This window comes from Arthrobacter jinronghuae (assembly GCF_025244825.1).
Lineage (GTDB): Bacteria > Actinomycetota > Actinomycetes > Actinomycetales > Micrococcaceae > Arthrobacter_B > Arthrobacter_B jinronghuae.
Genome location: NZ_CP104263.1, coordinates 2,072,909 through 2,096,773 on the forward strand (window position 1 = coordinate 2,072,909; position 23,865 = coordinate 2,096,773).

The 23,865-nt window shown below is 63.3% G+C and carries 20 protein-coding genes; 11 read left to right on the forward strand and 9 right to left on the reverse strand.

Translation table 11 applies throughout. The features are described 5' to 3' along the window. Positions 1–17 precede the first annotated feature (17 nt). From N2K98_RS09665 to N2K98_RS09690, 6 genes are read left to right on the forward strand one after another with little or no spacing between them, the layout of a single operon-like run. On the forward strand, positions 18–1,577 hold the full coding sequence (locus tag N2K98_RS09665; RefSeq protein WP_255865674.1) for a sugar ABC transporter ATP-binding protein: 1,560 nt from the start codon (positions 18–20) through the stop codon (positions 1,575–1,577). After that, positions 1,574–2,602 (forward strand): ABC transporter permease, encoded by a 1,029-nt coding sequence (locus N2K98_RS09670; protein ID WP_255797611.1) that lies wholly within the window; start codon positions 1,574–1,576, stop codon positions 2,600–2,602. Before N2K98_RS09665 ends, N2K98_RS09670 begins: the two co-directional genes overlap by 4 nt. 25 nt (positions 2,603–2,627) lie before the next feature. Beyond that, complete coding sequence (locus N2K98_RS09675) at positions 2,628–3,758, forward strand: ABC transporter permease (RefSeq protein ID WP_255865675.1); 1,131 nt, start codon at positions 2,628–2,630, stop codon at positions 3,756–3,758. Continuing rightward, the gene (locus tag N2K98_RS09680) at positions 3,755–4,318 is read left to right on the forward strand and encodes an SIS domain-containing protein (RefSeq protein WP_255865676.1); all 564 of its coding nucleotides are present in this window, start codon (positions 3,755–3,757) and stop codon (positions 4,316–4,318) included. Before N2K98_RS09675 ends, N2K98_RS09680 begins: the two co-directional genes overlap by 4 nt. Positions 4,319–4,341: 23 nt before the next feature. Beyond that, positions 4,342–6,078, forward strand: a complete 1,737-nt coding sequence (locus tag N2K98_RS09685) for a dihydroxyacetone kinase family protein (protein ID WP_255865677.1) — start codon at positions 4,342–4,344, stop codon at positions 6,076–6,078. Next, a complete protein-coding gene (locus tag N2K98_RS09690) occupies positions 6,075–6,545 on the forward strand; it encodes a ribose-5-phosphate isomerase (protein WP_255797607.1) in 471 nt (156 codons plus the stop codon). The genes N2K98_RS09685 and N2K98_RS09690 overlap by 4 nt, the downstream gene beginning before the upstream one ends. Positions 6,546–7,186: 641 nt before the next feature. On the opposite strand, the gene N2K98_RS09695 is transcribed toward N2K98_RS09690, so the two are convergent. Both N2K98_RS09695 and leuS read right to left on the reverse strand, forming a co-directional pair. Beyond that, a complete protein-coding gene (locus tag N2K98_RS09695; RefSeq protein ID WP_255865678.1) occupies positions 7,187–8,356 on the reverse strand; it encodes a DegV family protein in 1,170 nt (389 codons plus the stop codon). Between the two features lie 12 nt (positions 8,357–8,368). Beyond that, entirely contained in the window at positions 8,369–10,870 is a 2,502-nt protein-coding gene (gene leuS, locus N2K98_RS09700) for a leucine--tRNA ligase (RefSeq protein WP_407080027.1), read from the reverse strand. Between the two features lie 343 nt (positions 10,871–11,213). Here leuS and N2K98_RS09705 point away from each other — a divergent pair, with 343 nt between their 5' ends. Then, positions 11,214–12,245, forward strand: a complete 1,032-nt coding sequence (locus N2K98_RS09705) for a sigma-70 family RNA polymerase sigma factor (protein ID WP_255865680.1) — start codon at positions 11,214–11,216, stop codon at positions 12,243–12,245. Here the strand turns inward: N2K98_RS09705 and N2K98_RS09710 are convergent. The 5 genes from N2K98_RS09710 to N2K98_RS09730 all read right to left on the reverse strand — a co-directional run bounded on the left by N2K98_RS09710 (position 12,236) and on the right by N2K98_RS09730 (position 18,031). Further along, complete coding sequence (locus N2K98_RS09710) at positions 12,236–13,207, reverse strand: SDR family oxidoreductase (RefSeq protein ID WP_255797603.1); 972 nt, start codon at positions 13,205–13,207, stop codon at positions 12,236–12,238. The two genes, N2K98_RS09705 and N2K98_RS09710, sit on opposite strands and share 10 nt — an antisense overlap. Then, positions 13,204–14,199: a bile acid:sodium symporter family protein gene (locus N2K98_RS09715; RefSeq protein WP_255865681.1), complete on the reverse strand. Its 996-nt coding sequence runs from the start codon at positions 14,197–14,199 to the stop codon at positions 13,204–13,206. Before N2K98_RS09715 ends, N2K98_RS09710 begins: the two co-directional genes overlap by 4 nt. Further along, the gene (locus N2K98_RS09720; RefSeq protein ID WP_255865682.1) at positions 14,199–15,551 is read right to left on the reverse strand and encodes a flavin-containing monooxygenase; all 1,353 of its coding nucleotides are present in this window, start codon (positions 15,549–15,551) and stop codon (positions 14,199–14,201) included. Before N2K98_RS09720 ends, N2K98_RS09715 begins: the two co-directional genes overlap by 1 nt. A gap of 151 nt (positions 15,552–15,702) precedes the next feature. Continuing rightward, positions 15,703–17,226 (reverse strand): glycerol kinase GlpK, encoded by a 1,524-nt coding sequence (gene glpK / locus N2K98_RS09725; protein WP_255797600.1) that lies wholly within the window; start codon positions 17,224–17,226, stop codon positions 15,703–15,705. A 61-nt stretch (positions 17,227–17,287) separates the two neighbouring features. Then, complete coding sequence (locus tag N2K98_RS09730; protein ID WP_229951808.1) at positions 17,288–18,031, reverse strand: MIP/aquaporin family protein; 744 nt, start codon at positions 18,029–18,031, stop codon at positions 17,288–17,290. 197 nt (positions 18,032–18,228) lie between these two features. Here N2K98_RS09730 and N2K98_RS09735 point away from each other — a divergent pair, with 197 nt between their 5' ends. The 3 genes from N2K98_RS09735 to N2K98_RS09745 are packed head-to-tail and all read left to right on the forward strand — an operon-like array spanning position 18,229 to position 21,089. Continuing rightward, complete coding sequence (locus tag N2K98_RS09735; RefSeq protein ID WP_255797599.1) at positions 18,229–19,065, forward strand: aldo/keto reductase; 837 nt, start codon at positions 18,229–18,231, stop codon at positions 19,063–19,065. Next, positions 19,066–19,995, forward strand: coding sequence for an alpha/beta fold hydrolase (locus tag N2K98_RS09740; RefSeq protein ID WP_255865683.1), 930 nt, complete (start codon positions 19,066–19,068; stop codon positions 19,993–19,995). It abuts the gene before it with no gap. Between the two features lie 2 nt (positions 19,996–19,997). Then, positions 19,998–21,089 (forward strand): glycosyltransferase family 4 protein, encoded by a 1,092-nt coding sequence (locus N2K98_RS09745; RefSeq protein ID WP_255865788.1) that lies wholly within the window; start codon positions 19,998–20,000, stop codon positions 21,087–21,089. 3 nt (positions 21,090–21,092) lie between these two features. On the opposite strand, the gene N2K98_RS09750 is transcribed toward N2K98_RS09745, so the two are convergent. Together N2K98_RS09750 and N2K98_RS09755 are read right to left on the reverse strand one after the other, a co-directional pair. Continuing rightward, positions 21,093–22,106 (reverse strand): NADP-dependent oxidoreductase, encoded by a 1,014-nt coding sequence (locus N2K98_RS09750; RefSeq protein WP_255865684.1) that lies wholly within the window; start codon positions 22,104–22,106, stop codon positions 21,093–21,095. 57 nt (positions 22,107–22,163) lie between these two features. Then, positions 22,164–22,598, reverse strand: a complete 435-nt coding sequence (locus N2K98_RS09755; RefSeq protein ID WP_255797596.1) for a MarR family winged helix-turn-helix transcriptional regulator — start codon at positions 22,596–22,598, stop codon at positions 22,164–22,166. Positions 22,599–22,703: 105 nt separating this feature from the next. Between N2K98_RS09755 and N2K98_RS09760 the strand changes: the two genes are divergently transcribed. Next, positions 22,704–23,675, forward strand: a complete 972-nt coding sequence (locus tag N2K98_RS09760) for a phosphotransferase (RefSeq protein WP_255865685.1) — start codon at positions 22,704–22,706, stop codon at positions 23,673–23,675. Positions 23,676–23,865: the final 190 nt, after the last annotated feature.

Consider the following 23,865-nt stretch of genomic DNA (forward strand, 5'->3'; position numbering starts at 1 on the left):
TAGCGAATAGAGCGATCATGGGTGACTCAATCCTCACCGCGGAGAATCTCTCCATAGACTTCGGTGGCGTAACCGCACTAGAAAATATCAACCTGTCGATAGGCCAGGGTGAAATCCTCTGTCTTGCCGGCGAAAATGGATCGGGCAAATCGACATTCGTCAAGATCGTGTCCGGTGTCTACTCGCCTAGCTCCGGCAGTGTTTCGATCGACGGATCCCTAGTCGATTCGCATGGCCCGCGGGGCGCGATCAGTGCCGGGGTTCAGGTTATTTATCAGGATCTCTCCCTCTTTGATCACCTCACGGTGGCAGAGAACATCTCTATTAATCGCATGATGCACGATGGATCCAAGCTCGTGAAGCGTTCCGCTATGCGGACTATTGCTGCGGAACAGCTTGCCCGAGTTGGTGTCGAACTCCCCCTGGATGAGAGGGTCTCCACTCTCTCAGTGGCCAACAAACAACTAGTCGCCATCGCGCGGGCGCTCAGCATGGACGCCCGGATCCTTTTCATGGACGAACCCACCACCGCGCTGACCACCAACGAGGTAAAACGGTTACTGAAGATCGTATTGGAGCTCAAAAACCGCGGATTGTCGATCGTATTTATTAGCCACAAACTCGACGAAGTTTTCGCCATCGCGGATCGGATCATCATTTTTCGCAACGGGCACAAGGTTGGTGACTTTCCCGCTCATGAACTTGACGAAGAATCGCTGAGCTTTCACATGACCGGTCGCCGTGTCTCCTACGCACGCTACCACCGGGAACCCAATGATGAGGCTCCACTTTTGCAGGTCCAAGGCCTCAGCAGGCAAGGGAACTACAGCGACGTCAGTTTCGATTTGCGCAAGGGAGACATTCTGGGGCTCACCGGGCTTCTCGGTGCTGGCCGCACAGAACTGGCGCTTTCGTTGTTCGGCCTCAACACCCCTGACTCCGGGCAGATTCTGATCGATGGAAAACTAACCAGCATCAGCTCTCCACTTCATGCCATGGGCCATGGGATCGCGCTGGTACCCGAGGATCGAAAGGCCCAGGGTCTGTTTGGGGCACAGTCAATCCGAAACAACGTCTCGTCAAATGTGATCGACTCGCTGGTTGGCCGTACCCGCCTGATCGACCGGAAAGCGGAGAAGGCTCTCGCACAGACAACGGTGCAGAAAATGAACGTTAACAACAAAGATATCGACACTCCCGTCGAGAACCTTTCCGGCGGCAACCAGCAGAAGGTAGTGATCGGCAAATGGATCGCCCGGGAACCCACGATTTTCATCCTCGATAGTCCAACAGTCGGCATAGACATTGGATCAAAACAGGAGATATATGACCGCATTCACGCCCTTGCCGCAAGTGGAATCGGCGTAATCGTGATTTCCGACGAACCCGAGGAGATCATTGCCAATTGCAACAGGGTGCTGGTGATGCATGAGGGAGTTGTACTCGACCGCTTCGGTGAGGCCGATCTCCGTGCCCCCGAATTCAAAGATCGCCTCGCAACGATCATCAGTGACCCCGGCGCCCACGTGAAACACGTAACGGTCCCCCTAACGTCGACCTCAGGAAATCAGCAATGAAGACCAGTCCGTTTCGCGTCATCTTCAACCGGCCCTCCACCGCGATGGAGAAGTATCTGCTAACCATTATCCTTGCGTACATAGTGATCGTGGCCTTGAAGAACCCGCTGTTCTTCAGCCTGGAGACCCTGTTTGACATGCTTCGGAGTGGGTCCGGCGTTATGATCCTCGCCGTCGGCGTGCTCCTCGTGCTCATATCGGGCGGCATTGACGTCTCGTTCACAGCAATCGCGGTGGTCTCGGGCTACACATCGGTGCAGCTCATGATGGCGTTGGGGATCGACAACGTTCTGTTCGCATTCATGGTGTCCATTGCTGTGGGATGTCTGCTCGGCGCCGTCAATGCTCTGCTTATTTCCAGATTCAAACTCCCAACCCTAATCGTGACCCTCGGTACCGCCAGCGCCTACCACGGCCTGATGGCAACAGTTCTCGGCACAAAGTCCTACCCCACTGGTGCGATGCCTCAGTCCATGGTCGAGTTCGGGTCCGCCAACTTAGTGGTCATAAACTCCGAGACCGGCAGATACGGCCTCACGGTGTTCCTGCCGATAGTGATTTTTGTGCTCGGACTCACCTGGTTCATCCTCTACCGCACGATGCTTGGCCGACAGATCTTCGCCGTCGGTAGCAATGAGGAATCCGCCTCACGTCTCGGAATTAATATCACCCGCACCAAGTTGTTTGTCTACTCCTACTCCGGCGCTCTCTCCGGATTGATGGGAATCATTTATTTCAGCGAACTAAAGTACGTCAATCCTGTCTCCCTCGTGGGCAGCGAGCTGATGATTATCGCCGCTGTCGTCATTGGGGGTGCGAAGCTCACGGGCGGCGAAGGAACGATTCTCGGCACAATTCTAGGCATCGTTGTTGTGCAGTTGTTTCAATCCACTCTGGTATTCCTCGGCTTGGGATCCTCGTGGAATGACCTGTTCTTCGGTGCTGTATTGCTAATGAGTTTGGGCGTTATGTACTACCGCCAACGCATCCAGGACCGAAAGAGTCTCGTCTTCGCGACGAGCTAAACCGGAGAGCAAGGGGAACCAAAAAATGAATTTAGTCGCCCGTATCGTCGCCCGGGACAAAAACCTGTCCGTGCTGGTCCTCATGACAGCCAGTACACTAACGGTCCTTGTTGCCTTGCTCGGCGGTCGATTCCTTTCCGCCGGCAATCTGCAGTCGATGTCCTCTCAAGTCAGTGAATTCGGCTTTCTTGCGCTCGCAATGGGCCTGGCCATGCTCACCGGTGGCATCGACCTGTCTATTGTGTCAGCCGCGGTGCTAGCCGGCATCATGGGTGCCACCGTTATGAGCGGGCAACTCGTACCGGTAACGGAGTCAAACTCGAACGCACTAATGCTCGCCGGCATCCTAGCGGCGCTCGTCACCGGCATGATGTGCGGCTTGCTCAACGGTGTGTTAGTGGCCAAGTTATCGATTCCACCCATCCTCGCCACTTTGGGCACTATGATCCTGTTCACCGGCATTGGCATGGTCATTACAGACGGGCAGAGTGTACCGATCTCCATCGTCAGCTATTCCGCCCTCGGCGCGACTACGATCGCGAACATCCCGCTTATTTTCGTTCTCATGACCGTCGCATTTCTCGTCATGGGCTTTGCGCTTAGCCGCACCCGCTTTGGCCGCCGCATCTACCTTTTCGGTGAAAACAGCGTTGCACTGCGCTTTTCCGGAGTACGCAATGAACGAGTGATCATCCTGACATATGTCACGATCGGCCTGCTCGTGGGGATCGCCGCTGTAATTATGGTATCCAGGGTCAACTCGGCCCGTGTCGGTTTCGGCGAGTCATACCTGCTGCAGGCGATTCTCGTGGTTGTCCTCGCAGGTTACAACCCGTACGGCGGCCGAGGACGGGTTATCAGCTTGGCCCTGGGGCTCATTCTGTTGCAATCCCTTCAGAGCGCATTCACCATCCTGCAATTCAACCCTTACGTAAAAAATCTCATCTGGGGTTCGCTGCTGTTGCTGGTGATGGTGGTCAACTACTACGTTGCTCGCTGGAATCCGCTTCCTGTGTCCCCATCCCTTGGGCCGAAGGAGCCAGGATCCGCATCAGGCTCCACCGGCTCATCGGTAGCCGTCACGCACCGACCACTCGGTAAGGATGCGGACCCGGATCCCCGCGCATCGGTTGAGGCGGGCGGGCAACCAGGATGAGCGCCTTCCACCACCAAGCTGCCGAAATAGTCTCCGAGCTTGATGCGACCGTCGCCCGGGTAAGTACCGACGAGGTGGAGAACACCCTTAATGCGTTGATGACCGCCAATACCATTTTCGTGATTGGTGTAGGCCGGGAAGGACTTGCTGCCAAGGGGTTCGCAATGCGCCTGGCTCACCTCGGCCTTCGTGTGCATTGGGCATGGGATGACACCACTCCCGCTGTCACCGCTGATGATGCACTGCTCATGGTCAACGGACCCGGAAATATCGGGCATCTCGACTATGTCTTTGATCGGGTGAGAGAGGTGGGAGCAACGACAATCGTGGTTTCTGCACTAGCCGGCGCCCGCACCCCAGGTATGGCCGATGTGACACTTATCGTGCCAGCGACGGTTTATCGAGGGAAGGGAGACCTTGTCCCCTCCATACAGCCGATGGGCAGCCTGTTCGAGCAGGCAACCCTTTTGGTCTTCGACACGCTAATACTGCAGCTAATTGAGCGTCTAGGCATCCATTCCTACGCCGAATTAGCACCGCGACACCGCAACTTCGAATAGCCGCTCAACGAGGAGTGACCGTAATGACCCACATTTACAACGACCCCGCCGACTTTGCCGAAGAGGCCCTTGCCGGATTCGTGGCGCTGCACAAATCTTACGTACGACCTGTGCCCGGAGGCGTCGTTCGCCGGCAGCCAGGCCCGAGAGGCAAGACCGTAGTAATTTTCGGTGGCGGCAGTGGCCACTACCCAGCTTTTGCCGGACTGGTTGGGCCCGGATTCGGAGACGGATCCGTAGTGGGCAACATCTTCACTTCGCCGTCCGCACAATACGCATACTCTGTGGGCCGACACGCTAACCGTGGCGGTGGCGTCATTTTCAGCTTCGGTAACTACGCAGGAGATGTCATGAATTTCGGCATCGCGTGCGAGCAACTTATTGCCGAGGGCATCGACGCGCGAAATGTAGTCGTCACGGACGATGTGCTGAGCGCCTCAATGGATGAAATCCACAAACGCCGCGGGATCGCGGGCGATTTCGCTGTTTTCAAGGTGCTGGCCGCGGCCGCCGAGACCGGCGCTGATATTGATGAGGTGGAGCGGCTAGGCCGTCTGGCCAACGACCGAACCCGCACAGCCGGAATTGCGTTCTCCGGCTGCACGTTCCCAGGCGCATCCGGCCCGCTGTTCGCCGTGCAGCACAGCCAGATGGCTGTGGGCCTCGGTATTCACGGAGAGCCCGGCCTTCGAACCGTACCGCTGCAGACCGCTACCGAGATTGGTGACTTACTCGTAACCTCTCTACTTTCCGAACGACCCCCCGCCAGCGGTGAACGAGTGGGCGTGATCCTCAACGGCCTCGGCTCCACGAAATATGAAGAGCTATTCCTTCTCTGGGGCGAGATCTCCCCTCGGCTGGAACAGGCAGGCCTTCAACTCGTGGAGCCTCAAGTGGGAGAACTAGTCACCAGCTTGGATATGGCGGGCGTTTCGCTGAGTCTCGTTTGGCTCGACGATGAGCTCGAGCCACTGTGGTGCGCACCTGCAGATACGCCTGCTTTCCGCAAAGGTTCAGCTCTCGCCGCTCGTACCGAAACCGAAGATGATGCCTTGATTGACGACTCCTACATCGACAACGTTGCGCAAGGTACACCAACCTCTCAGAAGAGCGCGGCACACGTTGTTGCTTTCGCCTCCGCGGCTCTAAACACCATCCGGGAACATGAAGAGACCCTCGCCCAAATGGACGCTATCGCTGGAGATGGCGATCATGGTCGGGGCATGGTGCGTGGTCTGGACGCTGCTCTGACGGCCGCCATATGGGCATCCAAGGGCGGAGCCGGAGTTGGGAGCACATTGACGCGCGCAGGTGATGCCTGGGCAGAACATGCTGGTGGAACCTCAGGAGTACTCTGGGGCTCAGCCCTACGTGCAGCAGGCCGAATAATAGGTGACGACAACGAAATCGGCTTTCCGGAAATCCTTCAGGCATCCGACGCATTCGCCGACGCACTTACCCGATTGGGCAAGGCATCCTTGGGCGACAAAACCATGGTGGACGCAGTGGTTCCATTCGTGGTTGAACTGCGTAACGCTTCCGACGGCGGGCAAACCTTGCCAAACGCCTTGCACCTCGCAGCGGCTGCATCCTTTTCGGCTGCCAGGGCCACTGCAAATCTGTTACCCAAAATGGGCCGTGCAAGGCCTCACGCCGAAAAAAGCCTGGGTAACCCAGATCCCGGAGCCATTTCATTCGCCCTTATTGTGACCGCCCTAGCAGACAACGCCGCTCATGAACGAAAGGTGGAAGTCGAATGACTACACAACCTCTAACTATTGTCATCGGCGCCGATGACGCCGGATACGACTACAAGGAAGTCCTGAAACGCGACCTTGAAGCGAATCCCTTGGTCGACGCCGTGATCGACATCGGCGTGGATGCCTCAAGCCACACTGCCTATCCGAGCGTTGCGATAGAAGCTGCCACTATGGTGGCCAACGGCCAGGCGGACCGGGCCCTTCTGATCTGCGGCACCGGCTTAGGCATGGCCATCGCGGCAAATAAAGTGCCTTCCATTCGAGCTGTGACGGCACATGACGGTTACTCCGTCGAACGGGGGGTGCTGAGCAACAATGCGCAGGTGCTCGCCTTTGGCCAGCGCGTAGTGGGTTTGGAGCTGGCGCGACGCCTGACTCAGGAGTGGTTGCACTATCGCTTCGATGAAAGCTCCGCTTCTGCCGAAAAAGTTCAACTAATCAATGACTTCGATGAAGCCACGTCCTAGATCAAGTGTGGAGGCCAGATGGACTAATCATTCCCTGCGCCTTACTTGAAGATGTTCTTGAACCTGGCATCCATAACAACCTGGCCATTCTGCCAGGCCGGACGGAATTCGCTCAGGGACTTCGAGTACGTTTCCAGTGACTCTACGACAACCCCATCAGCGGTGTTGCGAATAACTCAGATCGCAACCGTGAATACACTCATCCGCTTGGAAGCGTTGGCGGAGGCGATGGTTACGCGGGTCCAGAGCCATTGTCGATTCCCAGGGATACTCCATGCTTACGGAAAGAACCCATCCGGTTGGACCGGGCCGAGTAAGAGATGGGAACAACCGCTTCGATCTCGTCCGTCAGCTTGATTTCAATGGTTTCCTGGGCCTTGCCGTTCTGCCCTCGCCCCACGTCACCCAGGTGGCGAACTGCACCGCCGAGCAGTTCCGGCGTCGGCTCCGGCTGTGCTTCGGAGCCGAAAGTGGAACAAACCAGTTCCGTTCCATCCTTGAGAATGTCCAGGGCGTAAAGATCGTAGTCAGTGTTGGATGACCATTCACAGCGAGCCGTGACTACAGGGGTTTTTGCAATGGTGACGCGGTTACCTTTTCAAGGGAAATAGCACCGGCTTTTGACGCCTCTACCGTGCACGTTATTCTTTGGCGCCGCCGGAAGACTTGCTGCCCTTGGCTTTGGTCCCGGCGAACCTGGTCCGGGACGCCGCACCTGGGGCCGCCGGTTTCCCGGCTGCGTTCCCGGCTGGTTTCCCGGCTGCGTTGCCGGTGTCCGTGCGGCCGCCTTCGTCGTCCGTGGCAACCCCGTCCGCAGCAACCCCGTCCGCCGGCACGCCGGCACCAGCCGGCCCCGCGCCCTGCACTATGTGGCCGGCAGCATCACTTCGGTCTCCTGCAACGGCGACGGCCAGCACCCCCAGCCCGGCATGGGCGGCCAGGACGGCGGGCAGCGGGCAGATCAGGATCTCTACCTCGGGCGCGGCGGCACGGACAATTCCGGCCAGCCGTTCGGCTTCCGAGGCATTGCCGAAGTGGTGCACCGCGGCGCGGACCTTCCCGTCGCGTCCGGCAATGTCCTGCTGCACCAGTTCGGCCAGCCGTGCCAGCGCTTTGGGTGCAGTCCGAACACGTTCCAGCGGAACAACCATGCCGTCGCGGACCACCAGGATCGGCTTTACGGCAAGCAGGGTACCCAGCCAGCCTGCCGCCGCACCGATCCGCCCGCCACGGCGCAGCTGGTCAAGGCTGGGGACGTAAAAGAGGATAGTGGCATCGGCCGCTACCGAGCGGGCATCTGCCGCTACCTCCGCCGCGGAATAACCGGCCCGGGCCCTCTCCGTCGCCGCCGCCACGGCAAAACCGAGGCCCATGGCCGCCGTCGCACTGTCGATGACCTCGACCGGAATTTCAGCCGAACGCGCGGCAAGCCGCGCCGAATCCACGGTCCCGGAAAGCTGCCCGGAAAGGTGGATTGACACCGCGGAGGTGCACCCGGCGGCAGCAAGCTCGCGGTAGGCCGCTTCGAACTGCCCCGGCGCCGGCCGGGAAGTCCGCACTTCATGGCCCTGCGCCATGGCCAGGGCAAGGGCAGGAATCAGTTCCGCGGATCCTTCGCCGTAGATCTGGTCCCCGATCATGACGGGCATGGGAACCACCCGGACAAAATCGGCGGCGTTGGCCGCTTCCGCCCAGCCACCCGGCAGCGCGGACGCCGAATCGGTCACCACCCCCACGGACGGCCCGGGGACGGCCGCGGTTTCCCGCTGCCGTCCCCTGGCCCGCGATGCGAGCCGTTCGAGCCAGTCCATGGGTCCCGGCGCCTAGGCCGGGACGATGTTGACGAGCTTTGGCGCCCGAACGATTACCGTGCGGATGCCGCGTCCGTCAAGGAACCGTTGCACCGCGTCGGACGCCAAAGCGGCCTGCCGCAGGTCCTCCTCGCTGATGTCCGCAGCGACTTCCAGCCGGTCGCGGACCTTGCCCTGCACCTGGACAACGGCGGTGACCGTGTCCTGCACCAGCAGGGTTTCATCGACCACGGGCCAGCCGGCGTTCACTACCGAGGCTTCGCGGCCCAGCAGGTTCCAGAGATCCTCGGCCGTGTACGGCGCGAAGAGGCTCAGGATGACGGCGACGGCTTCCGCGGCCTCGCGTACTGCCGGGTCAGCGGCGCCGGCGCCGGAGTCGATGGCCTTGCGGGTCGCGTTGACCAGCTCCATCAGCTTGGCCACCACTACGTTGAACTTGTTGTTCTCCAACAGTTCGGTGGCATCGGCGACGGTCCGGTGCGTGAGCGCACGCAGCTTCCGGTCCCCGGCCGAGTAGTCCACGCCGGGTTCGCTGGTGATGTCCTGGCCCAGGCGCCACGCACGGGCCAGGAACTTCGCGGAGCCCGACGGCGACACATCCGCCCAGTCGACGTCGTCTTCCGGCGGGGAAGCGAAGATCATGGTCAGGCGCACCGCGTCCACGCCGTACTTGTCCAGCTGCTGGCCCAGGTCCACACCGTTGCCCAGCGACTTGGACATGGCCTTGCCGCCGTTGAGCACCTGGCCCTGGTTCAGCAGCGAAGCGAACGGCTCGCTGGCTTCCAGCAGCCCCATGTCGTGGACCACCTTGGTGAAGAAACGCGCATAGAGCAGGTGCAGGATCGCGTGTTCGACGCCGCCCACATACTGCCCGACCGGCATCCAGTTCTTCGCTGCCTCGGGATCGAACGGGCCGTCCGTGAAGTGCGGGGACACGAAACGCATGAAGTACCAGGACGAATCCACGAAGGTGTCCATGGTGTCGGTGTCGCGCTTTGCGGGACCGTCGCACTTCGGGCAGGCCACGTTGACCCACTCCTCGGCCGAAGCCAGCGGAGAGGTGCCCTTCGGAGCCAGTGCTTCGCCGCGCAGCCCGGTGGGCAGCGTGACGGGCAGCTGGTCATCGGGGACCGGAACTTCGCCGCAGTTTTCGCAGTGGATGATCGGGATGGGTGTGCCCCAGAAACGCTGCCGGGACAGCAGCCAGTCACGCAGGCGGAAGTTCACGAACTTCTCGCCGGTGCCCTGTTCCTCGAGCATCCGGACGGCGGCGGGAATGGCTTCCGCCTTGGGCAGGCCGTCCAGGGCGCCGGAGTTGATCAGGGTGCCTTCGCCGGTGGTGGCCACACCGCTGACGGCGGGATCCTCTTCGCCGGTGTCCAGGACAGCCCTGACGGGCAGGTCGAAGGTCTTGGCGAAGTCCAGGTCACGCTGGTCGTGGGCCGGGACGGCCATGATGGCACCGGTGCCGTAGTCCGCCAGCACGTAGTCGGCGGCCCAGACGGGCAGCTTCTCGCCGTTCAGCGGGTTCACGGCGTACCGGCCGGTGAAGACACCGGTCTTGACGCGTTCGGTGGACTGGCGCTCGATATCCGAAAGTGCCTTCACCGATTCGCGGTAGTCCAGCAACGCATCGCGGTTTTCGTCCGTCACCAGGTCCAGCGCCAGCGGGGCGTCAGCGGCGACAACGAAGAAGGTGGCGCCGGACAGCGTGTCCGGACGGGTGGTGAAGACGGTGACCTGCTCGGCGGGCTTGCCGCCGGCGGCCTCGATGTTGAACCGGACGTGGGCGCCCTCGGAGCGGCCGATCCAGTTTTTCTGCATGGCCAGGACCCGCTCGGGCCAGTGGCCCTTGAGCTGTTCCATGTCATCGAGCAGGCGGTCTGCGTAATCGGTGATCTTGAAGTACCACTGGTTCAGCGACTTCTTGGTGACCTGGGTTCCGCAGCGTTCGCAGGCACCGTTGACTACCTGTTCGTTGGCCAGCACGGTCTGGTCCTTGGGGCACCAGTTGACCGGGGAATTCTTCCGGTAGGCCAGGCCTCGCTCGTAGAAGCGGGTGAACAGCCACTGGGTCCAGCGGTAGTACTCGGGATCCGAGGTGTGGATCCGGCGGGACCAGTCAACGCTGATGGCGTAGCGCTTGAAGGACTCCGCCTGCGTCTCGATGTTGCGGTAGGTCCAGTCACTGGGGTGCGCGTTGTTCTTGATGGCTGCGTTTTCCGCGGGCAGGCCGAAGGAGTCCCAGCCGATCGGGTGCAGCACGTCGTAGCCGAGCTGGCGCCAGTAACGGGCGACGACGTCGCCCATCGCGAACGCTTCGGCGTGGCCCATGTGCAGGTCGCCGGAGGGGTACGGGAACATGTCCAGTACATAGCGTCGTTCGCGCGAGCCGTCGTCGGCAGGGGTGAAAACACCGAGGTAATCCCAGACCTTCGGCCATTTCTGCTCGATGGCCGCGAAACTGTAGACGGCCTCTTCCTGCTGATCAGTCTGTGACTGCGTGCTCACTATGCTTCGCCTCTGTCCTCAAAGAAAATCGATCCGCGCTGCGGGCCGTCGGTAAATCCGGCCCTTAAATTTTTGGGTCCTCCCCAGACACACAAAAGCCCCTCGACAAGCAAGGGGCGGCCGCGCACTGACGGTGCGCGGCTAGCTAAGGAGGAGTACTGCGATCATTTCTCCACTTTACAACAGCGCACGGCCCTCGGAGCCAGTGTGTTCGGGTGAGCCGCAGGTGGGATGGACCCCGGCGTATCTTTTGTCCCTTCCCGTGCGTCTACCCGGTAGGACCAACGCAGGAATGCCATTGTTATCGCAGGTGCCGCCGGGGCGGCCGAACGGAATGGAGCCAGGAATGTCAGTAACAGCAACGAAGCCGGAACCGGTAAACATCCAGGCCGGAGAACTTCGGCAGGCCAGGAGGAACTTCCTCGTAGCGCTCGAGCCTGTGCGCCCGGCCGTTTACCGTTACTGCCGCAGATTGACCGGCACTGTCTGGGACGCCGAGGACCTGTTGCAGGAAACCCTGGTGAAGGCCCTCTCCGATGCCTCCCAGCGGCATGAACCCACCAGTAACGTGGAGGCCTGGCTGATCCGGATCGCCACAAATACCTGGCTGGACACCCTGCGCCGCAGTGGCCGGACAGCGGTGCAGGACTTCAGCGAACCGGGTGCGGACGTGCCCGACGACGGCGCCGCGGATCCCCTGACGTCTCTGGAAGTGGAGTCGGCGCTGGAGCATTTGCTGCTGGTCCTGCCCCCTCGGGAACGGGTCTGCGTGGTCCTCAAGGACGTGTTTCGCTACTCCCTGGCCGAGATCGCAGAAACGCTGGACACCACCGCCGGGGCGGTAAAGTCCGCGCTTCACCGCGGCCGGAGCACGCTGGCAACGGCCCGGGCGGGAGGATCCGTGCCCGCCGACGACGACGGCGCTGCCGCCGGCTCCGGGACCAAACCACCGCAGCCGGAGGGACACCCCGAGCTGCTGCGCCGCCTCGCCGATGCCTTCAACTCCTACGACATCGATGCGATGGTCAGCCTGTTCCTGACCGGCGGGCGCACGGTGGTGATCGGCAACGTCAGCGAAACCGGGCACGAGGAGATCCGCACCGGCTCCATGACCCACACCTTCGGGCCGGACGCCGCAGAGCTCTACCGGGCCAGCGTGCACAGCTATGACGGCGAGGACGTAATCCTCCTGTGGGAACGTCCCAAGGATGCGCCGGAGACACCCGAGGTTGTGGCCGACGTTCTTCGTCTCAGCGGTGCCCTCGGGGAACCGCTGATTGCCGAACTTCGGTTGTACTTCTTCTGCCCCGAAGTCCTGGCCGAGGTGGCCGGCGGCCTGGGACTGCCCTTCAAGACGAACGGCGTGTCCTACTTCTGACGTATGTCCCGGGCGGCGTCCCGGGCTGCACGGAACGCGAGGAACGCTTCCCGGCTGGTGCGGGTGGGGGTAAACCCGAACTCCTGCTTGAGGGCGGTGTTGTCCAGCACCGGCCGGTAGCGCAGGAACCTCACCTGCTCCGGCCCGTGGACGGTCAGCCGCAGCAGGTGTCCCAGCCAGAGGGCGGCGGCCAGGGCCGGTGCCGGAACCGTGATGGTGCCGCGCCCCAGCAGCCCTGCGATTTCCCGGACGGTCAGGGCACCGTCTCCGGCGACGTTGAAAATGCCGCTGCGTCCCGTGACGACGGCCTGCACCATAATGCCGGCCACGTCTTCATCCCAGATGAACACGAACGGGGAATCGCTGCCGGCTACCCGCAGCAGTTTCCGTGCGTCGAAAAGGGCGGTGATCTGGTTGCGGACCCGTTCGCCGAGGATGGTGCCGATCCGGAAGATGGTCTGCTGCAGCTCGGGATGTTCCTCGCGGAGCCTGGCCAGCTCCTCCTCGACCAGCCTTTTATGCCGGGAGTAGGCAAACTCGTCATTGCCGCGGAGCGGATCGGATTCCTTCAGCCACGAGGGGTTGTCCGGGTGGTAACCGTATGCGGCGCCGGAAGAGGAAATGACCACATGCTTCACTCCGGAGGAGATACAGGCCGCCAGGACATTCCGTGAACCCAGCACGTCCACAGAGAATTCCTGTTCGGGGGTGGTGTGCTTGCCGGGATTCACGATGGCGGCCAGATGGACCACGGTGTCGATCCGGTGCGACTGCAGCAGCCGGGCCACGTCCGGGGAACACACATCCGCGAGGGCGTACTCGACCCCGGCGAGCCGGCGTTCCTCCGCCGGTTCCCGGATGTCCAGGCTAAGGACATACGAGACCTCCGGATGTCCTGCCAATCCGGCAACCACCGCGCTGCCCAGGAAACCGTTGCCGCCGGTCACGCAGACCCGGGTCATCGTCCCCTCCCCCGCTTCCCGTTCGATCCTGCAGATCCGTTCGATCCGGCCGACCCTGCCGATCCGTTCGACTCGACTGACGAGGCCGCCGCACTGCGGCGCGCATCCCGCCGTCGCCACCAGGCGGCCAGCAGCAGTCCGGCCAGGATGTCCCAGATGCCCCACCAGGCGGCAACCATCGCCATCCCGCCCAGCCCGGCGAAGAAGGTCAGGGTCAGTCCGAGCCCGAGTCCGGTATTGCGGGCACCTACCTCGAAGGTAAACGCCCGCCGGCTGGGTTCGTCCAGCCGTACCGCCGCTGCGGTCCAGTAGCCAACAGCCAGTGCCACCGCATCATGCAGCAGCACAACCAGGAAGATGGTCCCAAGATGCTCGCGGAGCGGGCCCAGGTTGCTGGCCGTCCCGGCAACGATGAAAACGAGCAGGGCCAGCAGGCCGATCCGCTGCACCCAGGGCCGCAGGATGTCGGTCACCGCGGGGAAGCGCCGGGCCAACGGCATGCCCACTGCAAAGGGCACGCCGATGATAAGCAGGACCTGGACCAGCATTTCCCAGCGGTCCAGGGAGAAGTCCCGCATCAATCCGGCAGTGGCCGGATTCAGCCGTGCCCACAGCGCCACGTTCAGCGGCATCACGGCGATGGCCACCAGGTTCGAGACAGCGGTCATGGAAGCGGACAGGGCAACATTGCCGTGCGCCCGGTGCGTAAGCACGTTCGAAATGCCGCCGGGCGGACAGCAGGCAACGAGGATCATGCCCAGGGCGATCGATGCCGGGACCTGCAGGAGGAGCGCCAGCCCTACCGTCACCGCGGGAAGCACCAGGTACTGGGCGCAGATCCCCAGCAGCACTGCCTTCGGGCTGCGCGCCACGGTCCGGAAGTCCGCCGGACGCACCTCGAGCGCGATGCCCAGAATGATGACCGCCAGCACTACGTTCAGGATCAGCAGGGAGGCTGGCGTGAAGCTCAGGACGACGTCGTCGATGGGCATCAGCGGTTCACCTCTTCACGCGCTGCGGACCCGGCGGACGCCAGCCGGTCCAGGTGTGCTTCGAGTTCGGCCCGGTAGGCGTCCTTGTTCACGTAGTAGCTCATCCGGTCCAGGCCCAGGTAACGGTAGCCGCCGGTGACATCCGGAGACTTCCCCGCCAGCAGCTGCCGGAACTCCCCCGCCGCCTCCGGGGAGTGTTTTTGGGCTGCTAGGTAGGCGGCTGCCAGTTCGGCCTGCCGGAACCTTCCTTCCCAGCCCAGTCCGGAGGCTTCCACCATGCCGATGACGAAGAGGTTCTCCGCCTGGCGGCTGAAGATGTTCAGGTACAACGACGGCGACGGGCCGTCCCAGCCGAGCAGCGCCGGATCCAGGAACGGATAGTCCAGGGCGTAGCCGGTGGCGAGCAGGAGGAGGTCATACTCCCCCGTGCTGCCGTCCCGGAAGTGCACGGTGTGCCCGTCCAGCCGGGCAATGTCGCCCTTGACCTGAAGATCCCCGTGTCCCAGATGGTGCAGGATCAGGGAGTTCACCACGGGGTGGGACTCGTAGATGCGGTAGTCGGGCTTCGGGAAGCCGAAACGGTGCGGATCTCCGGTGAACATGCGCAGCAGCCGCTTGTCGAAGAACTGCTTCAGCGGCCGGGGCAGCGGCTTGCCCTGGTTCAGGGTGTCGGTGGGCCGGCCGAAGACGTACTTGGGAATGAAGTAATAACCGCGCCGGACGCTGATGTCGACGGCGGCGGCGTGGTGGACGGCGTCCACGGCAATGTCGCAGCCGCTGTTGCCGGCGCCTACAATCAGCACCCGCTTCCCCGCGAGCTCCCGGGCATCTTTGTACTCTGCGGAATGGCGGATCTCTCCGGCAAACCGGCCGGGCAGGGCGGGCACTGCCGGCGTGTGCAGGGTGCCGGACGCAACGATGACGGCACCGAAACGGCCGCTGCCGGGACCGTCGGGGCCATCCCACGAAACCGTCCAGGCGCCGTCGTCGGCCGGCACCGCTGCAGTGACCTTTACACCGAACCGGATGGCAGGCCGCAGACCGAAATGGTCCGCATAGGAACGGAAATAGGCGTGCAGCCGGCGGTGCCCGGGATAGTCGGGAGTGTCCCGGGGCATGGGGAATTCGGAGAACTGGGTGGTGGATTTCGAGGAGATCAGGTGCGCCGATTCATAGACCGTGCTGGCGGGATTCTCGATGTTCCAGAGTCCGCCGACGTCCGTGTGCTGTTCAAAGCCCACAAAGTCCAGTCCCTGTTTCGACAAGGCACGCATGGCGGCAAGGCCGCTGGGTCCGGAGCCGATGACGGCGACGGGCAGTTCCGATCGTATGGCGTTTGCTGCGGGAGACACTTCCACCTGCTTCTGTGACCTGCATCACTAGCGATGCTGCCCGAACGCTACCGAAGGGTGGATGTGCGGGTCAAACCGGCCCCGCCCGTGCGGGGAAACGAAAGGCCCCGGCAGTCTCGCTGCCGGGGCCATTCACTACTCTGCCGTTGACTTACTGAACGTCGTCGTCAACCCAGTCGAAGGTCTTGGTGACGGCCTTCTTCCAGAGACGCATCTGGCGCTCACGCTCAGCGTCATCCATCTGCGGGGTCCAGCGCTTGCCTTCGGCCCAGTTCTGCTCGAGCTCGTCGGTGCCGTTCCAGAACCCGACAGCCAGGCCTGCGGCGTAGGCAGCACCCAGGGCAGTGGTCTCGATGACCTTGGGCCGGACCACGTCCACGCCGAGAATGTCTGCCTGGAACTGCATCAGGGCATCGTTGGCAACCATGCCGCCGTCCACCCGCAGCTCGGACAGCGGGACACCGGAGTCGGCGTTCACGGCGTCGAGCACTTCCCGGGTCTGGAACGCGGTGGCTTCGAGTGCGGCCCGGGCAATGTGGTTCTTGTTCACGTAGCGGGTCAGGCCCACCATCGCACCGCGGGCATCCGCACGCCAGTACGGTGCGAACAGTCCGGAGAATGCGGGCACAATGTATACGCCGCCGTTGTCCTCCACCTTGCGGGCAAGCTCTTCGATTTCCGGAGCGCTGTTGATGATGCCCAGGTTGTCGCGGAGCCACTGCACCAGGGACCCGGTGACGGCAATGGAACCCTCGAGGGCGTAGACCGGCTTGGCGTCACCCAGCTGGTAGGCAACGGTGGTGATGAGGCCGTTCTCGGAACGGACAATCTCCTCGCCGGTGTTGAAGATCAGGAAGCAGCCGGTTCCGTAGGTGTTCTTGGCATTGCCCTTCTCGAACGCGGCCTGGCCGAACGTGGCGGCCTGCTGGTCGCCGAGGATGCCGGCCACCGGGGTTTCGCGCAGCAGCTGCGAGCCTGCAACCATGCCGTAGACCTCGGAGGAGGACTTGATTTCCGGCAGCATCGACCGCGGAATCCCGAATTCCTTGAGAATGTCCTCATCCCAGGTGAGTGTCTCAAGGTTCATGAACAGAGTGCGGGAGGCATTGGTCACATCGGTGATGTGCACGCCTCCGTCGGTCCCGCCGGTGAGGTTCCAGACAATCCAGGAGTCCGTGTTGCCGAACATGAGGTCCCCCGCCTCTGCCCGTTCACGTGCCCCCTCTACGTTGTCCAGGATCCACTTGATCTTCGTGCCCGAGAAATACGTGGCCAGCGGCAGGCCGACCGTGTCCTTGAAGCGGTCCAGGCCGCCGTTTTCCGCCAGCTCGTTGACGATGGGCTGCGTGCGGGTGTCCTGCCAGACAATGGCGTTGTAGACGGGCTCACCCGTGTTGCGGTCCCAGACCACTGCCGTCTCACGCTGGTTGGTGATACCAACGGCGGCAATGTCGTGCCGGGTCAGGTTGGCCTTGGACAGGGCACTGCCGACAACTTCGCGGACGTTCGTCCAGATCTCCATCGGATCGTGCTCCACCCAGCCGGCGTGCGGGAAGATCTGCTCGTGTTCCTTCTGCCCGGTGGAAATGATGTTTCCGTCGTGGCCGAAGACGATGGCCCGGCTGCTGGTGGTGCCTTGGTCGATGGCGATGATGTACCTGGGATTGTCAGGCATTGTTTCTGCTCCTTGCGGTGGGGGTCTTTGGGGTGGCAGGCCAAGAGGACTGCCGCTGCGCTTATACCGGAAGCGGGAGGGGGATCTGGGCGCCGATCCAGCCGCCGAGTGCGCCGCCGATCAGCGGACCGACGACGGGCACCCAGGCGTAGGCCCAGTCGCTGCTGCCCTTGCCCGGGATGGGCAGCAGGGCGTGCACGATGCGGGGTCCAAGATCACGGGCCGGGTTGATGGCGTAGCCGGTGGGGCCGCCGAGCGATGCGCCGATGCCGAGCACCACGAGGGCCACGGCCAGCGGGCCGAGCTCCGTGGGGGTTCCTGCGAAGGCAACGATGGTGAAGACGAGGACGAAGGTGCCTACGACCTCGGTCACAACGTTCCAGCCGTAGGACCGGATAGCCGGACCGGTGGAGAAGACACCCAGGATGTTGGCTGCGTCGGGCTCGTCGTCGAACTGCTTCTTGTAGGCGAGCCACGCCACAAAGGCACCAATGATGGCACCGGCCATCTGCCCGGCGAAGTAAACCATGGCCGCGCCGAAGGAGACCTCGACGCCCGGCGCGAATTCCTCATTGCCTGCCGCCCAGAGACCTACCGTGACGGCGGGGTTGATGTGTGCGCCGGAAATAGCGGCCGCATACACGCCGGCAAAAACACCGATGGCCCACCCCCAGTTGACCATCAGGAACCCGCCGCCGGCACCCTTCGTTTTTGCCAGCGCCACGTTGGCCACGACACCGCAGCCCAGAATAATGAGGATGGCCGTTCCGGCCAGCTCACTGATGAAAACTTCTCCGAGAGTCACCATCGACTCCTCCGATCATTCGTATCTGTCCGCGACCCAAGTGGGAGGGCGGACTGTTGGTTTCTATGCAACCAATCTTTTGCAAGAAGCGCCATTACCTTAGCCGACCTGTTTGGCGCCACGCCAATCTTCACGCGGCGAAACAGGTAGTCAGGGCACGATTCGGCACCGTGCCCGCACCTCGGTAAAGTCGTCATATGCAGCCTGCAGCTCGAGTTCCGCTCAATAACGGCGTCATGATGGATCAGGTCGGCTTCGGCACCTACAAGATCCCGGCCGACGACGCCGCCCGGCTGTGCCTTGAGGCGCTCGGGGCAGGCTACCGGCACCTCGATACGGCGGCCCTGTACGGCAATGAAGCCGGGGTGGGAGAGGCCGTGAACACCTTCGTCCGCGCGAACGAAGCCGAGCGCAGCGACATTTTCGTTACCTCGAAGGTCTGGAACACCGACCAGGGCTACGACTCCACTCTGCGTGCCTTTGATGCGTCCCTCTCCCGGCTGGGCCTGGACTACTTGGATCTATACCTCATCCACTGGCCGTGCCCGCAGCGGGGGCAGTTCGTCGACACGTACCGGGCGTTGGAGGAGCTCTACGCCGCAGGCCGGGTCCGTGCCATCGGCGTCTCCAATTTCCAGCCCGGCCATCTGCATCAGCTGCTGGACGCGACCGGAATTGTCCCGGCGGTAAACCAGATTGAACTGCACCCGTGGCTGGCACAGGAGGAACTGCGGCAGCTGCACCAGCGGCTCGGAATCCGAACGGCTGCGTGGAGTCCGCTGGGCCGCGGTGCAGTCCTCGCGGACCCGGTAGTTGTGCGGATTGCCGCTGAACTCGGCCGCACCCCCGCGCAGGTGATCCTCCGCTGGCACCTGGACCTCGGCAACATCGTTATCCCCAAGGCCAGCAGTCCGGAGCGGATTGCCGGAAACCTGGACCTGTACTCCTTCGAGCTGACCGACGATCACCGGACGGCGTTGAACGGACTGGACCGGGGCCAGCGGTCCGGATCGAATCCCGACGAGGTGAACTGAATGTCCGGTACTGCAGCGCGGAGTTCGTTGACGCCGTCGGGCGCCCCTGCGCCTTTCTCCCGCAAGGCCGCAGTACGGTCCTTTTCCGTGTACGGCACCGAGCAGGTCTGCCGGGACTTCGCGCCGGTAACGGAGGACGACGCCGGCCTGCCGCCGATCTTCATGGTCCACGGGTTCCGCGGCGACCACCACGGACTGCTGCGGGTTGTCGAAGCACTCCCCCGCCACCGTGTCCTGGTGCCTGACCTTCCCGGTTTCGGCGCCGGAGCCGCCCTTCCCGGCCCGCACGATGTCCCCGCCTACACCGCATTTGTCCGCGAAGCACTGGCGGACCTGGGTCTGGGTGCGGACACCGTCCTGCTCGGCCACTCCTTCGGCTCCATCATTGCCGCGCACCTGGCGGCCCAGTCGCCGGAGCTGATCAGTGAGCTGGTGCTCGTCAACCCGATCTGCGAGCCTGCACTGGAGGGTCCCAAGGGGATCACCAGCAAGGCGGCTGAACTCTACTATCGGCTGGCGGCGGCACTGCCGGAGAAATCCGGCATGGCACTGCTCCGCAGCCCGGTCATTGTCCGGGGCATGAGCATGCTGATGGCAAAGACGAAGGACCCGGGCCTGCGCCGCTGGATCCATGCCCAGCACGATGCGTACTTCAGCGCCTTCGCGAACCGCCGGGTGGTCCTGGATGCCTTCCGGGCATCCATTTCGGCCACGGTGCGCGACGTCGCCGCGCAGCTTTCCATGCCGGTGCTGCTGATCGCGGCGGAACAGGACGACATCGGATCGGTTCGGGGACAGCGCCTGCTTGCGGATCGGATCCCCGACGCGGAACTGCAGATGCTCCCCGGTGTCGGCCACCTGGTGCACTATGAAAAGCCGGCTGAGGCAGCCGACAAGATCGAGGATTTCCTGTCGCGGAGGCATGTATGAGGATGCGCCTGGCCGTAGACGCACGGTTTACCCGCACAGACCACCACGACGGCATCAGCCGCTACGGCGCCAGCCTGATCGAGGCGGTGAGCCGGCACGCCGACGTCGTGATGCTGATTTCGGACGAACGCCAGCTGGGCCTGCTCCCGGACCTGCCGTGGGTGAAGGTCAACAGCCCGCTTTCCCCCGCGGAACTGTTCGTGGCTTTCCGGATCAACCGGCTGGGTGCCGACGCGGTTTTCTGCCCGATGCAGACCATGGGCAGCTGGGGCCGGAAGTATCCGCTGATCCTGACCCTGCATGACCTGATCTATTACCAGAACCCGACGCCGCCGTCGTTCCTTCCGCCGGCGGTTCGCTGGCTGTGGCGGCTGTACCATCTGGCCTACTGGCCGCAGCGGCTGCTGCTGGACAGGGCCGACGTCGTTGCCACCATCAGCGGGACTACGCGGGAGCTGATGTCCCGCCACCGGTTGACGAAACGCCCCGTCCGGATAGTGGCCAACGCACCCCAGGCGGGTGCCGTGCCGCGGGACCCGGATGCGAAGGCCGAGGCGTCGCTGCTGTATATGGGGTCCTTCATGCCGTACAAGAACGTGGAGACCATCATCCGCGGCATGGAATACCTGCCCGACTTCACGCTGCACCTGCTGAGCCGGATCTCCGATGCGCGGCGAAGCGAGCTTGAGGCGCTGATTCCCGCCGGAGCGCGCGTGAGGTTCCACAACGGGGTCACCGATGAGGAGTATGACGCCCTCCTGCGACGCACCACGGCCCTGGTAACGCTGTCGAAAGCCGAGGGCTACGGGCTGCCGGTGATCGAGGCAATGGCCGTGGGCACACCGGTGATTGCCAGTGACATTCCGATTTTCCGCGAGGTTTCCGGCGGTGCGGCGGTGCTGGTGGATCCGGATGATCCGTCCGCCTTCGCCGGGGCCGTACGGCAGCTTGGCGAGCCCGGGCGCTGGCAGAAGGCGTCCGACGCCGGCGTGCAGCGGGCCGCCGACTACAGCTGGGGTGCCTCTGCCACCCAGCTCATGGAAACGGCCGGGGAGGCTGTCCGCCTGTTCCCCGGCCGCCGCCGTCGTCGTTGATCCCTACTTGCCCAGGTTCACGATCATCTTGCCCTTGTTGGCACCCTTCATCAGGTCAATGAAGGCCTGCGGGGAGTTTTCGAGTCCGTCCACGAACGTCTCGTCATAGCGGACCAGGCCGTCCTGCATCCAGCGGGTCATCAGCGCGGCGAACTCGTCCGCGTACTGGTTGTAGCTGCCCACCAGGAACCCCCGGAGCGTGATTTCCTTGCCGATGGCAATGGCCAGGTTCCGCGGGCCGACAGGCGCATCGTTGTACTGCGAAATGGCGCCGCACATGGCGATCCGCCCGAACTTGTTCATCACCGACAGGGCCGCTTCCAGGTGCTCGCCGCCCACGTTGTCGAAGTAGACGTCAATGCCGTCGGCCCCGGCAGCCTTCTTCAGCGAATCCTTCACGGGACCGTCGTGGTAGTTGAACGCTTCGTCGAAGCCCAGGTCGAGCAGCCGCTGGACCTTTTCGGCGGAACCGGCACTGCCGATGACCTTCTTGGCACCCATGGCCTTTGCGATCTGCCCGACCAGCGAACCCACGGCGCCCGCGGCTCCCGAGACGAAGACGACGTCGCCTTCCTTGAATTCCGCCACCTTGGTCAGGCCGGCATAGGCGGTCTGGCCGGTCATGCCCAGCACCCCGAGGTACGCGCTGGCCGGAGCGGCGTCCGTATCGATGACACGTGCACGGCGCCCGTCAAGGACGGCATAGTCGCGCCAGCCGAGGCCGTGCAGTACCTTGTCCCCCGGCTTGTGGTCCGGTGAGCGTGACTCCACGACTTCACCGACGGCGCCGCCCTCCAGCGCTTCGTCGAGCCGGAACGGCGGTACATAGGACTTCGCGTCATTCATCCGGCCGCGCATATACGGGTCCACGGACATGTGCAGGTTGCGGACCAGGACCTGGCCCTCCTGCAGTTCGGGTACCGGTACCTCCGCCAGACGGAAGTTCTGCTCCGTCGGCCACCCGTCGGGGCGGGAAGCAAGCTGGATTTCGCGGCCGGTTTCGGGGTAACTGCTCATGGAATGAACCTTACTGTCGGGGTTGATGGTAGGTATTGGTGCCGGGTATTGGTGCCGTCACTTCGCCGCGGCCTGCCGCAGTGCGGCAGTAACCTTGGCGAGTGTGTCCTGCAGGCTCTGCAGGTCCTGCGGTGCCAGTCCGGCGGAGGCTGCGAGCCGGTCCGGCAGGTTCCTGGCGTCATTTTGAAGTGCGCGTCCGGCATCCGTGAGGTTGATACGGACGCGCCTCTCGTCCTCGACGGCACGACGCCGCTGCACCAGGTCCGCTGCCTCCAGCCGCTTGAGCAGCGGCGAAAGCGTGCCGGAGTCCAGGTCCAGTGCCTCGCCCAGGTCCCGGACGCTTTGGGCGTCTTTCTCCCAGAGCAGCGACATCACCAGGTACTGCGGGTAGGTCAGCCCCATCTCTTCAAGCATCGGACGATAGAGGGCCGTAGCCGCCCGGGAGGCGGAGTACAGCGAGAAGCACACCTGCCGCTGTAGGGATTCGTTCATGAGCCCACCGTAGGGCACAATTCAATTGTGCACAACCTGTTTGTGGCGGCTCGCTGGATGCGCCCTTGCCTGCTTGGGTACAAGTGCTGCCCTAGGCTGTTCCGAATGCAGAGCATCCCCGATTACCGCCGCACGGCCGCCAGACGTCCCTGGGCCGAGTTGCCGGCAGTCCTGCAGTTGCGGCTCCGTACATATCTGGGCGGCAGCATCACATCGGTGCAGCCGGCGGGCGGCGGCTTCACGCCCGGTTTCGCCGCGGTTCTCGGGAACGACGCCGGGGTGCGCGTCTTCGTGAAGGCGGCACCGGCGTCGGACACTGTCACTTACCGGTCATACGTGCGCGAATCGCAGGTGGTGCCCTTGATGCCTGCGGGCATGCCCATGCCGGCGCTGCTTGCCGCCGAATGCCTGGCGGCGGAGGGCACCGACTGGCAGCTGCTCGTTTATGAGGCGGTGGACGGACGCATGCCCGGCCAGCCGTGGACCAGCGCGGACCTGCTCGCCGTCGAGGACTCCTGCAACACCGCCGCCGGCCTCCTGGCGAACTTCCCGCAGGATGCTGCCGGCCGTCCCGTTGCAGAAGACATGGCCCGGATACCCTCCGCTTTCGAGCCGGTAGCCGAGGGCGGTCCGGCTCCGTGGTTCCTGCCGACGCTGAGTGCCGAACAGGCACGGACGTTTTCGGGACTGCTGGAACTGTGTCCCGAGGCCCTGGCAGGTGATGCAGTCCTTCACGGAGACCTGCGCCCGGACAATATCCTGATCAGCTCCGGGCAGGCACTGTTCTGCGACTGGAATTTCCTCGGGACCGGCGCTCCCTGGCTGGACTGGGTCGGGGTACTTCCTTACGTGCGTGGTGACGGGTTCGACGTCGACGCCGAACTCCGGCGGTCGGCGCTTACCCGGGACGTCCCAGCTGACCATATTGACGCGTGGCTGGCGTCGCTGCTCAACTGCATGATCGACTCGGGCTGCAAGCCCGAGGTGGCATCAAGCCCGCACCTGCGCAGCCACGGGAGGCATACGGCACGGCTGATCTACGCCTGGCTGGTCGCCCGGCGCGGGCTGGCGTGGTGAGGGGTGGCCGCGGGGAGAGGGTTGGCCGCCTGAGGGGTGGCCGCGTGAGGGCCTGTCGCTCGGCGTGGGCTTGTCGCGCAGCGAGGGCATCTAATGAGCTCCGAAGCGCGGTGCAACCGGCTCCGGAGGACCATCTGGGTCTGTAACCGCCGCCGTTCCCACAGCGCACAGTGCCCGTTAAAAACAGGTA